Annotated in this window: 13 protein-coding genes; 11 read left to right on the top strand and 2 right to left on the bottom strand. The window is 66.2% G+C overall.

Annotation, left to right across the window (positions count from 1 at the left end; translation table 11 throughout):
• Positions 1-135: 135 nt before the first annotated feature.
• From fliQ to ACQR07_RS04445, 7 genes are all read left to right on the top strand, one after another.
• On the top strand, positions 136-399 hold the full coding sequence (fliQ, locus tag ACQR07_RS04475) for a flagellar biosynthesis protein FliQ (RefSeq protein WP_008965881.1): 264 nt from the start codon (positions 136-138) through the stop codon (positions 397-399).
• Between the two features lie 203 nt (positions 400-602).
• The gene (gene fliR, locus ACQR07_RS04470; protein ID WP_434901146.1) at positions 603-1,370 is read left to right on the top strand and encodes a flagellar biosynthetic protein FliR; all 768 of its coding nucleotides are present in this window, start codon (positions 603-605) and stop codon (positions 1,368-1,370) included.
• 14 nt (positions 1,371-1,384) lie between these two features.
• Positions 1,385-2,464, top strand: a complete 1,080-nt coding sequence (gene flhB, locus ACQR07_RS04465; protein ID WP_434901145.1) for a flagellar biosynthesis protein FlhB — start codon at positions 1,385-1,387, stop codon at positions 2,462-2,464.
• Positions 2,465-2,619: 155 nt separating this feature from the next.
• Positions 2,620-5,187, top strand: a complete 2,568-nt coding sequence (gene cckA / locus ACQR07_RS04460; RefSeq protein ID WP_434901144.1) for a cell cycle histidine kinase CckA — start codon at positions 2,620-2,622, stop codon at positions 5,185-5,187.
• A 155-nt stretch (positions 5,188-5,342) separates the two neighbouring features.
• Positions 5,343-6,305 (top strand): Tim44 domain-containing protein, encoded by a 963-nt coding sequence (locus ACQR07_RS04455; protein ID WP_434901143.1) that lies wholly within the window; start codon positions 5,343-5,345, stop codon positions 6,303-6,305.
• 178 nt (positions 6,306-6,483) lie between these two features.
• The gene (locus tag ACQR07_RS04450) at positions 6,484-7,170 is read left to right on the top strand and encodes a lectin (RefSeq protein WP_434901142.1); all 687 of its coding nucleotides are present in this window, start codon (positions 6,484-6,486) and stop codon (positions 7,168-7,170) included.
• A 58-nt stretch (positions 7,171-7,228) separates the two neighbouring features.
• Complete coding sequence (locus ACQR07_RS04445; protein ID WP_434901141.1) at positions 7,229-7,933, top strand: glutathione S-transferase; 705 nt, start codon at positions 7,229-7,231, stop codon at positions 7,931-7,933.
• Positions 7,934-8,346: 413 nt separating this feature from the next.
• Here the strand turns inward: ACQR07_RS04445 and ACQR07_RS04440 are convergent, their stop codons facing one another.
• Together ACQR07_RS04440 and ACQR07_RS04435 are read right to left on the bottom strand one after the other, a co-directional pair.
• Entirely contained in the window at positions 8,347-8,571 is a 225-nt protein-coding gene (locus ACQR07_RS04440) for a hypothetical protein (RefSeq protein WP_434901140.1), read from the bottom strand.
• 143 nt (positions 8,572-8,714) lie between these two features.
• On the bottom strand, positions 8,715-9,191 hold the full coding sequence (locus ACQR07_RS04435) for a hypothetical protein (protein ID WP_434901139.1): 477 nt from the start codon (positions 9,189-9,191) through the stop codon (positions 8,715-8,717).
• Positions 9,192-9,347: 156 nt separating this feature from the next.
• Here ACQR07_RS04435 and ACQR07_RS04430 point away from each other — a divergent pair, with 156 nt between their 5' ends.
• The 4 genes from ACQR07_RS04430 (at position 9,348) to ACQR07_RS04415 (ending at position 14,037) form a co-directional block, all read left to right on the top strand.
• Positions 9,348-9,578 (top strand): hypothetical protein, encoded by a 231-nt coding sequence (locus ACQR07_RS04430; RefSeq protein ID WP_434901138.1) that lies wholly within the window; start codon positions 9,348-9,350, stop codon positions 9,576-9,578.
• Positions 9,575-9,859, top strand: a complete 285-nt coding sequence (locus ACQR07_RS04425) for a type II toxin-antitoxin system RelE/ParE family toxin (protein ID WP_434901137.1) — start codon at positions 9,575-9,577, stop codon at positions 9,857-9,859. Before ACQR07_RS04430 ends, ACQR07_RS04425 begins: the two co-directional genes overlap by 4 nt.
• Positions 9,860-9,983: 124 nt before the next feature.
• The gene (locus tag ACQR07_RS04420) at positions 9,984-12,224 is read left to right on the top strand and encodes a DNA/RNA non-specific endonuclease (RefSeq protein WP_434901136.1); all 2,241 of its coding nucleotides are present in this window, start codon (positions 9,984-9,986) and stop codon (positions 12,222-12,224) included.
• Positions 12,225-12,381: 157 nt separating this feature from the next.
• Positions 12,382-14,037: a fumarate hydratase gene (locus ACQR07_RS04415; protein WP_434901135.1), complete on the top strand. Its 1,656-nt coding sequence runs from the start codon at positions 12,382-12,384 to the stop codon at positions 14,035-14,037.
• The last annotated feature ends 229 nt before the right edge of the window (positions 14,038-14,266 follow it).

The following is a 14,266-nucleotide window of genomic DNA, read 5'->3' as shown; positions in this document are numbered from 1 at the left end:
CTCGCTTGCGAGCGCGTTGGACGTGACGCGGGGAGCGCGTCACGTCGCATGATCTGCGGGGCCGGATGTGCCGGAGCCGCGTGCAAGCCAAGGTCGCCCGATCAGGAGCCGACCGACAATGAGGGGCGACAGGACATGACCGGAGCTGAAACGCTCGACGTGGCGCGCGATGCGATCTGGACGATCGTGCTGGTGTCCTCGCCGCTGATGGTGGTCGGGCTCGTGGTCGGTGTGGTCGTGTCGCTGTTCCAGGCGCTGACGCAGATCCAGGAGCAGACGCTGGTGTTCGTGCCGAAGATCATCGCGATCTTCGTGACGCTGCTGCTGGCGCTGCCGTTCATGGCCGACGCGCTGCATTCCCACATGATGCGGATCTCGTCGCGAATCATCGGCGGATGAGGCAATGTTCCGGGCGACAGAGCGATCCCGAATCGGGGTGCGGCGGTCGATCGTAAGGGGCGGTCCGGGGGGCACCGCTGCTTTCGATCGAGCGCCGACGACGTTTCGGCGCAGCGCTCTGCTGGCCTGTTCGCTCCAGGCCATCTGTTCGCAGACCGGCGTGCCGCAACAGCCTGCGGCCGGCGGGGCCGGGGCCGCCGACGATGCGCATCGACATCTCGTTTCTTCCGACGCTGGCGGCGGTGTTCATGCTGGCCTTCGCGCGCGTCGCTGCGATGGTGATGCTGCTGCCGGGGCTCGGCGAGGTCAATATTCCCGTTCGCATCAAGCTCGCCACCGCGCTGCTGCTGACGATGATCGTGCTGCCGCTCAACCGCCAGGCCTATCAGGTCGATCTGCAGGCGCTGTCGCCGCTGGTGGTGATGATGGTGCACGAGATCATCATCGGGATCGTGCTCGGCACGACCGCGCGGGTGACGCTGTCGGCGCTGCAGGTCGCGGGCTCGGTGATCGCGCAGCAGATGGGTCTTGGATTCGTCACGGCGGTCGATCCGACGCAGGGGCAGCAGGGGGTGCTGATCGGCAACTTCCTCACCATGCTCGGCGTGACGCTGCTGTTCTCGACCGACAGCCATCATCTGGTGATCGCTGCCCTGAGCGACAGCTACAAGATCTTCGCGCCCGGCGAGCTGGTGCCGAGCGGCGACGTCGCCTCGCTGGCGACCAAGGCGTTCGCCGCCGCCTTCAAGATCGGCCTGCAATTGTCGGCGCCGTTCCTGGTGTTCGGCCTGGTCTTCAACATCGGGCTCGGCGTGCTGGCACGGCTGATGCCGCAGATGCAGGTCTATTTCGTCGGCGCGCCGCTCTCGATCCTGATCGGCTTCCTCATCTTCGCGCTGGTGCTGACCGCGATGATGGGAACGTTTCTCGGCTATTTCGAAGGCGTCCTGCACGAGATGACGCCGCGGTGAGGGGAGCCTGACCGATGGCGGACGAGGGCGATAGCGAGGACAAAACAGAAGACCCGACGCAAAAACGCCTCGACCAGGCGCTCGAGCGCGGCGACGTCGTCAAGAGCCAGGAGCTCAACACCTGGTTCGTGATCGCCGCCGCGACGCTGGTGATGTCGACCTTCTCGGGCTCGATCGGCACCGCCGTGCTGGTGCCGCTGCGCAATCTGATCGCCAATTCCTGGATGATCCACACCGACGGCGCGGGCCTCCTGGCGCTCGCGCGCAGTCTCTCGTTCGCCGTGATCGCGGCGATCGGCGTGCCGATCCTGATGGTCATGCTGGCGGCGATCGCCGGCAACATGATGCAGCACCGCCTGGTGTGGTCGGGCGAGCCGCTGAAGCCGACCTTGAGCAAGATCTCGCCGATGGCCGGCGCCAAGCGGCTGTTCGGCAAGCAGGCGGCGGTCAACTTCGCCAAGGGCATCTTCAAGCTGGTGCTGCTCGGCACGGTCATGGTGATGATCCTGTGGCCGGAGCGGCTGCGGCTGGAATCGCTGTTGCACATGGACGTCGCCGAGCTGCTCGGCGTCACCATGTCGCTGACCAAGCACCTGATGGGCTCGGTGGTCGCGCTGCTCGCCTTGGTGGCGATCGGCGACTACCTGTTCCAGTACCGGCAATGGTACGAGCGGCAGAAGATGTCGCTGCAGGAGATCAAGGAGGAGTTCAAGCAGTCGGAAGGCGATCCGCACATCAAGGGCCGCATCCGGCAGCTCCGCCAGCAGCGCATGAAGAAGCGCATGATGGCCGCCGTTCCCAAGGCCTCCGTGATCATCACCAACCCGACCCACTACTCGGTCGCGCTGTCCTACGAGCGCGGCATGTCGGCGCCGGTCTGCGTCGCCAAGGGCGTCGACAACATCGCCTTCAAGATCCGCGAGATCGCCAAGGCGCACGACATCCCGATCGTCGAGAACGTGCCCCTGGCGCGCGCGCTCTATGCGACCGTCGAGATCGACGAGGAAATTCCGGTGGAACATTATCACGCGGTCGCGGAGATCATCGGCTACGTGATGGGGCTGCGGCGCAACCTTTCGGGGCGCCCGCGATGACAATCGAATCGGTCCGGGATCCGGCCGCAAAATACGGATAAATCATGGAATATCGGCTTGACGGGCTTGCGCTCGACCCGTCGATTCAGGCAGTTGGAAGCGGGAGCCGCGCGAACGGGCTGGGGCTCCCAGCCGACAGGTCGCGTCCCCACGCCATGAGCTCCGAATCAGACAACGAAGCTTCACCGGACCAGGTGAACCTGCCGGAGCGGTCGCGCCGCAGCGGCAGCATTCTGCTCATCCTGCTGGTCGCGTTCGGCCTCGTCGCCGTGGCGATCGCGCTGATGACGATCGGGCGCGCGCAGGCGCAGCCTTACATTCTCGGCCTGTTGTCGCTGCTCGCCACCGTCGGCCTGTTCAATCTGTTCGCCTTTGCCGCCGGCATCGTCCGCTTCGCCGACAAGGCGACCGATGATCCGGTGATGGGCGCGATCGCCGACCACGCCTTCGACGGGCTCGCGGTGACCGATCCGCGCGGCCATGTGGTCTACGCCAACGCCGCCTATCTCAGCATGACCGGAGCCGCGAGCGCGCAGGAGGCGCGCCCCGTCGAGCGCGTCTTCATCGGCAATCCCGATGTGTCCGAAGCCGTGTTCCGCCTGCTCAAGGCGGCGCGCGAGGGCAAGCGGCAGCAGGAGGAGGTGCGCATCACCGCCTCCGAAGGCGGCCAGGGCCGCTGGCTGCGCATGCGCGTGCGTCCGCTCGGCCAGACCAAGCGCCATGCGCGCTACGCGGTGTGGTCGATCGCCGACATCACCCGGGATCGCGAGCGCCAGGAGGACGTGTTCCAGGAGCTGCAGCACGCGATCGAATATCTCGACCACGCGCCCTGCGGCTTCTTCTCGGTCAATCCCGAAGGCAGCCTGGTCTATGTCAACGCGACGCTCGCCAGCTGGCTCGACTATGATCTCGCCGAGATCGGTTCCGGCGGGCTGAAGCTCGCCGACGTCGTCTCGGGTGACGGCGCGTCGCTGCTCACCTCGATCGTCGCGGTGCCCGGCGAGGTCCGCACCGAGGTGTTCGACATCGACCTGAAGATGCGCGGCGGCAAGACCATGCCGGCGCGGCTCTATCACAAGCTCGCCTTCGGCGCTGATGGCAAGCCGGGCGCCTCGCGCACCCTGGTGATCAGCCGCGCCCGCGACGAGCGCGCCGATCCGGAGCGCGCCGCCGAGGTGCGCTTCATGCGCTTCTTCGACCACACGCCGATGGCGATCGCCACCGTCGACAGCGGCGGCGCCGTTGTGCGTGCCAACGCGCGCTACGCCAAGCTGGCGCAGAGCGTCAGCGGCGATCCGGCAGCTGCGAAATCGATCTTCCGCACCGTCAGCCAGCGCGACCGGCATCTCCTGATCGCCGCGATCAACCAGGCCTCCGAAGGCCAGGCGGACATTCCGCCGGTCGAGGTGATGCTGGAGGGGACCAAGGACCGCTTCGGCCAGTTCTTCGTCACCGCCGTCGACGAGGACGAGCGCGAGACCGAGGCCGCCATCGTCTACATGCTCGAGACCACCGAGCGGCGGGCGCTGGAGAACCAGATCAACCAGTCGCAGAAGATGGAGATGGTCGGCCAGCTCGCCGGCGGCATCGCCCACGACTTCAACAACGTGCTCTCGGCCATCATGATGGCCAACGACTTCCTGCTGAACGCGCACAAGCCGACAGACCCGTCGTTCCAGGACATCATGCAGATCAAGCAGAACGCAACGCGCGCCGCGACCTTGGTGCGGCAGCTGCTGGCGTTCTCGCGCCGCCAGACCCTGCGGCCGCAGGTGCTGGATCTCGGCGACGCGCTGTCGGATCTGACAATGCTGCTGCGCCGGCTGATCGGCGAGAAGGTCAAGCTCGATCTCGCCCATGGCCGCGACCTGTGGCCGGTCAAGGTCGACGTCTCGCAGTTCGAGCAGGTGATCGTGAACCTCGCGGTCAACGCCCGCGACGCGATGCCCGACGGCGGCAAGCTGTCGGTGCGCACCGCCAACGTCTCGGCGGAAGAAGCTGCGCAGGGCGCCTACAAGGGCATGCCGGTCGCCGACTACGTCAAGATCGAGATCAGCGACACCGGTACCGGCATTCCGGCCGAGATCCGCGAGAAGATCTTCGAGCCGTTCTTCTCGACCAAGGAGGTCGGCAAGGGCACCGGCCTCGGCCTGTCGACCGTCTACGGCATCATCAAGCAGACCGGCGGCTTCATCTATGTCGACAGCGAGCTCGGCAAGGGGACCTCGTTCCAGATCTTCCTGCCGCGCCACATCGTCGTGCCGGAGGCGCAACCCGAACCGCAGGCCACCAACGGCGCAGCCAAGGAGGCGCCTGCCGCCGAGGCGCAGAAGCCGCGCGCCGACCTGACCGGGCAGGGGACGATCCTGCTGGTCGAGGACGAGGAGGGCTTGCGGGCGCTCAATGCGCGCGGCCTGCGGTCACGCGGCTACAGCGTCATCGAGGCCTCGAACGGCATCGAGGCCATGGAGGCACTCGAGGAGTGCAATGGCGTGCTCGACCTCGTCGTCTCGGACGTCGTGATGCCGGAGATGGACGGCCCGACGCTGCTGAAGGTGATGCGCGAGAAGAATCCGGACATCAAGATCATCTTCGTGTCAGGCTACGCTGAGGATGCGTTCGAGAAGAGCCTGCCGGAGAACCAGCAATTCGCCTTCCTGCCAAAACCCTTCACGCTCAGCCAGCTGGTCGCGGCAGTGAAGGAAACCATGGCACCGCAATAAGTTACCGGCAGACCCTCGCAAGCTGGCCAAGCGCGTTCAAGCCGCGACCCAGCGCCGCAGCCGCGCGGCCTCCTGCCGCCTTCCCTTTTTCGGGAATGTGCCCATCTTACGGGCATCCCCATTCCGGGGAGATATGGGAAACAGAGATGAGTTTCATGCAGCGCAAAAGCGGCCTCCTCAAGGCGTTGGCCGTGGCCCTTTCATTGGCGCTGCCGACGGTGCTCGCCGTCTCGGCGGCCGACGCCCGGATCGGCGGCGGCTCCAGCTCGGGCTCCCGCGGCACACGCACGTTCTCCGCGCCGCCCCCGACCACGACCGCGCCGGGTTCGGCGTCGCAGTTCAACCGCACCATGACCCAGCCGGGTCAGCCGGGCATGAACACCGCGGCGGCGCCCGCACGTGGTGGCCTGTTCGGTGGCCGCGCCGGTGGCCTGCTCGGCGGCCTTGCCGCCGGCTTCCTCGGTGCGGGCCTGTTCGGCATGCTGTTCGGCGGTGGGCTGTTCTCCGGCCTCGGCGGCTTCGCCTCGATCATCGGCCTGATTCTCCAGGTCCTGCTGGTGGTGGTCGTGGTCCGCTTCGCGATGGCCTGGTGGCAGCGCCGCAACCAGCCGGCCTACGCCACCGGCCCGAGCGATGGCCAGCAGAGCTTCCGTTCCGGCCTTGGCGGCCTCGGCGGCGGCTTCGCTGGTTTCGGCGGCGGCAGCAACACGCCGCCGCTGCAGATCCAGCCGGCCGACTATGAGGCGTTCGAGCGCCTGCTCGGCGACATCCAGCAGGCCTGGTCGAACGAGGATGTCGGCAGCCTGCGCCTCCTGACCACGCCCGAGATGGCCTCGTATTTCGAGCGCGATCTCGAGCAGAACCAGGCCCGCGGCGTGGTCAACAAGGTCTCGGCCGTGAAGCTGCTGCAGGGCGACCTCGCCGAAGCCTGGCGCGAGAACGGTGCCGACTACGCCACGGTGGCGATGCGGTTCGCGCTCGCCGACAAGACCATCGAGCGCAGCTCCGGCCGCGTGGTCGAAGGCTCCGACCAGCCGCAGGAGGTCACCGAGATCTGGACCTTCCTGCGCCACCCCGGCGCCGACTGGCAGCTGTCGGCGATCCAGCAGGTCAGCTGAAGCCGAACGGCACGACGATCATCAGGCGCCGCGGAATCCTTCGCGGCGCCTTTGCTTTGTCCTGAACCGTGCGGAATAATCCCGCGCCGAACGGGTTCCATAAGCTCGAACGACATCGCGCCCAAACGACATCGTGCCAAGCGATGCGCCGGCATCACGTCCATAAGGGAGGACACCCATGACACCGATCCGCACCATCCTGACCGCGAGCGCGCTGCTCGCCGCCGTTGTCGCCGCTCCCGGCCTGATCGCGCCGGCCGCGGCCGACAGCGCCGATATGAGTTTCTTCCTGACCAGCAACGGTCCCGGCAATGGCGGCAATCTCGGCGGCCTCGCCGGCGCCGACAAGCATTGCCAGACGCTGGCGCAGGGCGCCGGCGCGGGCGCCAAGACCTGGCGTGCCTATCTCTCGACGCAGGCCGCCGACGGACAGCCGGCCGTCAATGCCCGCGACCGCATTGGCAAGGGTCCGTGGCAGAACGCCAAGGGTGTCGTCGTCGCCAAGGACGTGGCGGACCTGCACGGCGCGTCCAACAACCTCTCCAAGCAGACCGTCCTGAGCGAGAAGGGCGAGGTGATCAACGGCCGCGGCGATACGCCGAACCGCCACGACGTGCTGACCGGCTCGCAGGCCGATGGAACCGCCTTCGCTGCCGGCGAGGACCGCACCTGCCGCAACTGGACCAGCGCGACGCAGGGCGCGGCGATGGTCGGCCATTCCGACCGCATCGGCCTTCGCGACGACGAGCCGTCGAAATCGTGGAACATGTCACATCCGTCGCGCGGTCCCGACGGCGGCTGTTCCCAGGCCGATCTGAAGAGCACCGGCGGCGACGGGCTGCTATACTGCTTCGCGGCGAACTGATCGCCCGCGTCCGTCTTCGTCGCATCAGCGTGTGGGCGCATCACATCGAGGATCGCCCATGCGCTACGACCTGTACTACTGGCCGATGATCCAGGGCCGCGGCGAGTATGTGCGGCTCGCGCTGGAGGAGGCGGGGGCCGCCTATCGCGATGTCGCGCGCGAGGAGGGGATCGCGGCGATGACCGCGATGATGCAGGCCGACAGCGCCACGCCGCCGTTTGCGCCGCCGTTCCTGAAGGCAGGCCGCCGCATCGTCGGCCAGACCGCCAACATCCTGCTGTTTCTCGGCAGCCGCCACGGCCTTGCGCCGAAGGCCGAAGCAGGGCGGCTCTGGGTGCACCAGCTGCAGCTGACCATCACCGACTTCGTCGTCGAGATCCACGATACCCATCACCCGCTCGGGCCGACGCTGTACTACGAGGACCAGCGCGCGCCGGCGAAGAAGCGCACCGCCGAGTTCTGGAACGAGCGCGTGCCGAAATATCTCGGCTATTTCGAGCAGATCCTGGCGCGCGGCGGCAGCGCCTACGTCACCGGACGCCGGCTCACTTACGTCGACCTGTCGCTGTTCCAGATCATCGCCGGCCTGCGCTACGCATTCCCCAATCGTATGGAGGCGTTCGAGCGCAGCATCCCCGGCCTCGTCGCGCTGCACGACCGCGTTGCATCCAGGCCGAACATCTCAGTCTATCTGGCCAGCGAACGCCGCATCCCATTCAACGAGGACGGCATCTTCCGCCACTACGAGGTGCTGGATGCGTAAGAAGACGTCCGGGTGAGGAGCGAAGCAAGCGAGTTCATGAGCGGATACTTCGGAGGTGATACTTCGGAGTTGCGCTCTTGCCTCTTGCGGCGGTGTGCTCCCTCTCCCCGTTCTTACGGGGAGAGGGTTGGGGTGAGGGGCAGCTACACGGGTGGTATCAGCGGGACCCGCGCACCGGGAGTGAGCGTGGTGAGACCTGTACCCCCTCACCCGGATTGCATCTTCGATGCAAACCGACCTCTCAGCGCGAGCGAAGCTCGTCGCGCCCCCGCAAGCGGGGCGAGGTACACGGAGCAAGCCGCGCGCTTTGCGCAAACGGCTGGCATCGATAGCTACTTGGGGGATCGGCCTACACGTATGGCGGCAGACGCCTCGGGCGCCGCCGCCATACGAAGTTGGCCTGAGGTGGGAGATCAGGCAATGATGTCGACGCGCGTGCCCTGGCCGGGCGGCAGCGGCGGACGTGAAGCCTGCTTATCGGCCGCAGCCTCGTCGCCGGTCTTGTCCGGCTTGAAAGACTGGCTCTGCTGCGTCTGATTCTGGCTCTGCGTCTGCTGCGTCTGCAGCCTGTTCGTCTCGGTCGAGACCGGCGGCGGTGAGGGCGGCGGTGATGACGACGAAACGCTCGAAACGGACATGGTCCAGCTCCTCGCTTGGTGTTGCCAGAAGCGTGGCCATCTCAAACGAAAGAGTCGTCAACCGGATCGGTCGAATTGTCTGCAACTGCCGGTGGCAGGCCGAATAGTGAACGGGTGGCTGATCCCGATGCGAAAACGCCGCTTCACTGGTCCTTGCTGCGGGTGATGGTGATCGACGACTCGGTCTTGGTCCTGGCACAGCGCATGTCGAGCCGGCGGTAGCGGCTGGGCACGTCGTCGCCACGGAAGATCCCGAGCCGGCGGTAACAGCGTGTGACGCCACGCTGCATGTCGTCCTTCGGCAAGGTGAACACGATCGCCGCGGCGCTCGCCATTAGGTCGATGAAGGCCGGTGTCGGCTTGCGGTCGGACTTGCCGAACAGCTGGTTGCTGAAGTTCTTGGACGAGCAGCCCAATGTGATCTCGCGCGCCTTGGGATGGGCGAGATACACCGTCCCGGCTGCGGTCTGGCCGATCCTGACGCCCTCTATTCCGTTCTTCAATTCCTTGGCGAGGTCGTCGCAGCGATCGGCGCGCGCCGGCTGCGCCGAGAGCAACGTGCCCAGCGCGACGGCGATGGCAAAGGCCGCGCGGCCAAACGAGCAGTCAAACGAGTTCATTGCAGATACCCCCGGGCACCATTGAAGCGTGCGCGCGCGGAGCATGCAAGCGCGATCGGCGGCTGTGGGACGGCTTGGCGTCTGCCGATGTGGCAATGAAGCTCGGGTTCCTGCGCCGCAGTGGTTGTTCTCGATGCGATGTGCTATGTTTGGATCATGAACAAGCAGCAGATGAAAGATATTCTCGATCGTGTCCTGACCTGGTCCAGCGACCGGCAGGACGATGCTGCGGAGATCCTGACGCTCATGGAAGCGCAGGATCAGGCCGGCTTCCATCTGACTGACGAGCAGGTGCAGGAGGTCGAGCGGCGCAGGCGAGATGGGAGCGCCAAGCATCTGACGCTGGATGAGTTCAACGCACGGGTCGACCGTCTGCTCGGCCGATGAAGATCGCAATCCACGCGGCTGCCGCTGCCGATCTCGAAGCGATATTCGCGTGGATCTCTCAGGATAGTCCCAAAGCTGCCGCCTCGCTTCTCAGCCGTGTACGTGCACGCATCAATCATTTGGCTCGGCCCGGCCTTGCGTTCATTGGACGGCCCGGTCTGGTCGCTGGGACCCGAGAGCTGATCGAGGGGCCCTATATCATCGTCTATGAGGTCGATACGAAGGCCAAGACAATCACGGTGCTCGCCGTGGTCCATGGCGCGAGAGACCGGCGATTCTGAACGCCGCGCGCCACTGTGTACCGCCGACCGCATCCGTCTTGTCACACCAGCATCCAATGTGCTCTACTATGACGTATTCTCGTCATTCATTGCATCCATAGATTTCATTCAGCGAGGTCGCGACATGGCCGCTCCTCCCGTCAAGCTTCATTACAGCCCCGAGATCGCGGCCGACGCGGCGAAGCGCTTCAAGTCGCGCACGCAATCGCGCCGCAAGCGCATGAGTGCTGCGAGCAAGGGCGAGTACACCAAGGTCGAATCCAAGGAGCGGCTGGTCAATCACGTCAACCGGCTGCTGAGCGAGCTCGCCAGCTCGACCGCCGCGCCGGATGCGGCGAGCGCCCAGGAGACGCTGCGGCGCGAGGCTCCGGCGCTGCAGGGCCTGCCGTCGCCCGGCCAGGTCACGGCCAGCGACATCAACGACCGCTTCGTGGAACGCGTCATCGGCAAGACGCGCGATTTCCTCGCGGTGCAGTTCTTCGACCGCGGCGCGCGTGCGAGCCGGGCGGTGTGCCGGATCGTCACGAATTCTGCGGACGGCGACGCGTTCGGTACCGGCTTCCTGGTCTCGCCGCGGCTCTTGATCACCAATCATCACGTGTTCGCCGACGCCGATGCGGCCAGGCGCAGCCGCGCCGAGTTCAACTATCAGCTCGGCGGTGATCAGACGCTCGCCGTCGAGACCTTCGCGTTCGCGCCGGACATGTTTTTCCTGACCGACCCAGGGCTCGATTTCGCACTGGTCGCGATGGCCGCGACCTCGACGAACGGCACCCCGCTCGATCATTTCGGCTTCTGCCCGCTGATCGGATCCGAGGGCAAGATCATCACCGGCCAGCCCGTCAACATCGTGCAGCATCCGAGCGGCGGGCTGAAGCAGGTGGTCGTGCGCGACAACAAGCTGATCGATCTGCCGGAGAACGGCTCCGCGGTCGATCAATATGCCTACTACGAGGCCGACACCGAGCCGGGCTCATCGGGCTCGCCGGTCTTCAACGACCAGTGGGAGGTGATCGCCCTGCATCATTCCGGCGTGCCCAGGACCAACCGGCGCGGCGAGGCGCTCGACGCCAACGACAAGGTGGTGCCGCCCGATGGTGACCAGACCCGTGTCGCCTGGGTCGCCAACGAAGGCATCCGCACCTCGCGCCTGGTGAAGTTCATTGCCGGCGCGATGGTCGCGCGCGGCAAGGATCTCAAGGACGAGTTCGTCAGCATCAGCGCCGGCCAGATCCAGCCTTTGATCGTTCAGCCGCCAACGACGGAGACGACGGTCGTGCCGCCGCCCGTGCCGCCGCCGAGCCCGGCCGACAACCCAGCGCCGCACGTCGCGACGACCTCGCAGGCCGGCGTGGTCTCGATCTCGGTGCCGCTGAACATCACGCTCAGCCTCGGCGCCATGGTGAGCGCCGGCGTCGCCGCGCCGGCGATCGCGGCGGCGCAGCCCAGCGCAGCGGCGGCCGATCTGCTGGAGCAGGCCAAGCCCGAGCCGTTCTCGACGCCGCGCCCGGGCTTCGACCCCAAATTCCTCGGTTTCGACGCGCCGCTGCCGAAGCTGACGCCGGCGGCCGCAGCGGCGGTGGCCAAGCTCGCCGATGGCGGCATCGAGCTGACCTATTTCCATTATAGCGTCATCATGAACGCGCAGCGCAAGCTCGCCTTCGTCTCCGCCGTCAATCTCGACACCGCGGCGAAATTCCAGGTCAAGCGCGACGGCAAGGACAAATGGTACTATGACAGCCGCATCCCGCGCGAGGCGCAGGCCGGGCCCGAGCTCTACGCCGACAACCCGCTCGACTTCGGCCATCTGACGCGGCGCCAGGATGCCGCCTGGGGCGGCGACGAGGACGAGGCCAACGCCGCCAACAACGACACCTTCCATCTGACCAACTGCTCGCCGCAGCATTCGGTGTTCAACCAGAGCAGCCTCGCCAGCCACAACGGCGTGATGCTGTGGGGCAACCTCGAAATGTATGTGACGGCGCAGGCCAAGAAGGATACGCCGCGGCTGTCGATCTTCAACGGCCCGGTGTTCCGCACCACCGACCAACCCTATCGCGGCATCCTGCTGCCGCGCGAGTTCTGGAAGCTGATCGTGTTCACGCGCGCCGACGGCCGGCCCGGCGCGGTCGCCTTCGTGCTGAGCCAGGAGAGCCTGATCCGCAATCTGCCGGCCGAGGAGTTCGTCGTCGGGCCGTACCGGCCGTTCCAGGTGCGCATCGCCGATCTCGCCGCGCGCACCCAGCTCGATTTCGGCAAGGTCCAGGGCTACGACCGCATGGGCGACGCCCGCCAGGAGAGCCTGATGGAAAGCGCCCGCGGTGCCGTCGTGTCGATCGGCAGTCTGGCCGACATCGTGATCTGAGGGCAGGGCCGGACGCCCCGCAATTCAGACGAAAGTAGGCATGGTGCGGCCCCGGTGCCGCCATGCCCATACATATGTTGCAGCCCTGCCGGATGGTCGATATCAGACCTGTCAAGACCGCTTTCGGCGGCCATTTCGAGAACCCCACGAGCTCGCCATGAACGCGCCCACCGCTTTTCCCGACCAGTCCAAGCCCGTCCCGCCCTACAAGCACACGCCGCTGTTTCCGCTGGGACCGGACACCACGCCCTACAAGAAGATCACGGCCGAGGGCGTCCGCGTCGAGAAGGTCTTGGGCCGCGACATGCTGGTGGTGTCGCGCGAGGCGCTGCGGACGTTGTCCGAGGCCGCGTTCGGCGAGATCAACCACTTCCTGCGCCCCGGCCATCTGAAGCAGCTGCGCGGCATTCTGGAGGATCCCGAGGCCAGCCCGAACGACAAGTTCGTCGCGCTCGACTTCCTGAAGAACGCCAACATCTCCGCCGGCGGCGTGCTGCCGATGTGCCAGGATACCGGCACCGCGATCATCATGGGCAAGAAGGGCTGCAACGTCATCACCGACGGTGACGACGAGGCGGCGCTCTCCGAAGGCGCGCGCGACGCTTATCTGCGCCGTAACCTGCGCTACTCGCAGGTCGCGCCGCTCTCGATGTACGAAGAGAAGAACACCGCCAACAACATGCCGGCGCAGACCGAGATCTACGCGGAAGGCGAGGACGCCTACAAGTTCATGTTCATGGCGAAGGGCGGCGGCTCGGCCAACAAGAGTTTTCTGTTCCAGGCGACTCCGTCCGTCCTCACCAAGGACCGGCTGCTGGCCTTCCTGAAGGAGAAGATCCTGACGCTCGGCACGGCGGCATGCCCGCCTTATCACCTCGCCATCGTGATCGGCGGCACCTCGGCCGAGCTGTGCATGAAGACGGTGAAGCTGGCGTCCGCGCGCTATCTCGATGCGCTGCCGACGCAGGGCTCCGCTGACGGCAATGCCTTCCGCGACGTCGAGATGGAGCAGGAAATCCACAAGATGACGCAGAGCCTGGGAGTAGGAGCCCAGTTCGGCGGCAAGTATTTCTGCCACGACGTCCGCGTCATTCGCATGCCGCGCCATGGCGCGTCACTGCCGATCGGCCTGGGTGTGTCGTGCTCGGCGGACCGCCAGGTGCTCGGCAAGATCACCAAGGACGGCGTCTATCTCGAGGAGCTCGAGCATCATCCGGCGCAGTATCTGCCGGAGGTCGAGCAGGCGCTCGACGGCGAGGTCGTGAAGATCGACCTGAACCAGCCGATGAAGGACATCCTCGCGACGCTGTCGAAGAACCCAATCAAGACCCGGCTGTCGCTGACCGGCACCATGATTGTCGCCCGCGACGCCGCGCATGCCAAGTTGCGCGAGCGCCTCGACCGCGGCGAGCCGCTGCCGGACTACTTCAAGAACCATCCGGTCTACTACGCCGGTCCTGCGAAGACCCCCGAAGGCTACGCCTCCGGCGCGTTCGGTCCGACCACCGCGGGCCGCATGGATTCCTTCGTCGACCAGTTCCAGGCGGCCGGCGGCTCCATGGTGATGGTCGCCAAGGGCAACCGCGCGCCGGCCGTGCGCGAAGCCTGCAAGAAGCACGGCGGCTTCTACCTCGGCTCAGTCGGCGGCGCCGCCGCAAACCTCGCCGAGCACTGCATCAAGAAGGTCGAGGTGCTCGAATATCCCGAGCTTGGCATGGAAGCGATCTGGCGCATCGAGGTCGTCGACTTCCCAGCCTTCATCATCATCGACGACAAGGGCAACGACTTCTTCAAGGAGCTGAACCTCGGCTGAGCGCGGCGGGAGCGGTGTTTGTTGCAACGGCCGGGAGCGATCCCGGCCGTTTTGTCTCAGGAGAACGGTAGCTAATTGTGTTGCTGATGAATCCCAGTGCTCGCCGCGACGGCGGTGCACCCTCTCCCCTTGTGGGAGAGGGTGGTATGATCGCGCGGAGCGCGATCGTACCGGGTGAGGGGTCTGCCTCCGCGAAAACGGTCTTTGTGGAGAGAAACCCCTCACCGAG

Origin of the sequence: Bradyrhizobium sp. HKCCYLS20291 (genome assembly GCF_051167715.1) — a bacterium.
Classification (GTDB): domain Bacteria; phylum Pseudomonadota; class Alphaproteobacteria; order Rhizobiales; family Xanthobacteraceae; genus Bradyrhizobium.
Note: the sequence above shows the minus strand (reverse complement) of the source record. Positions and strands in the feature narration are given on the sequence as shown.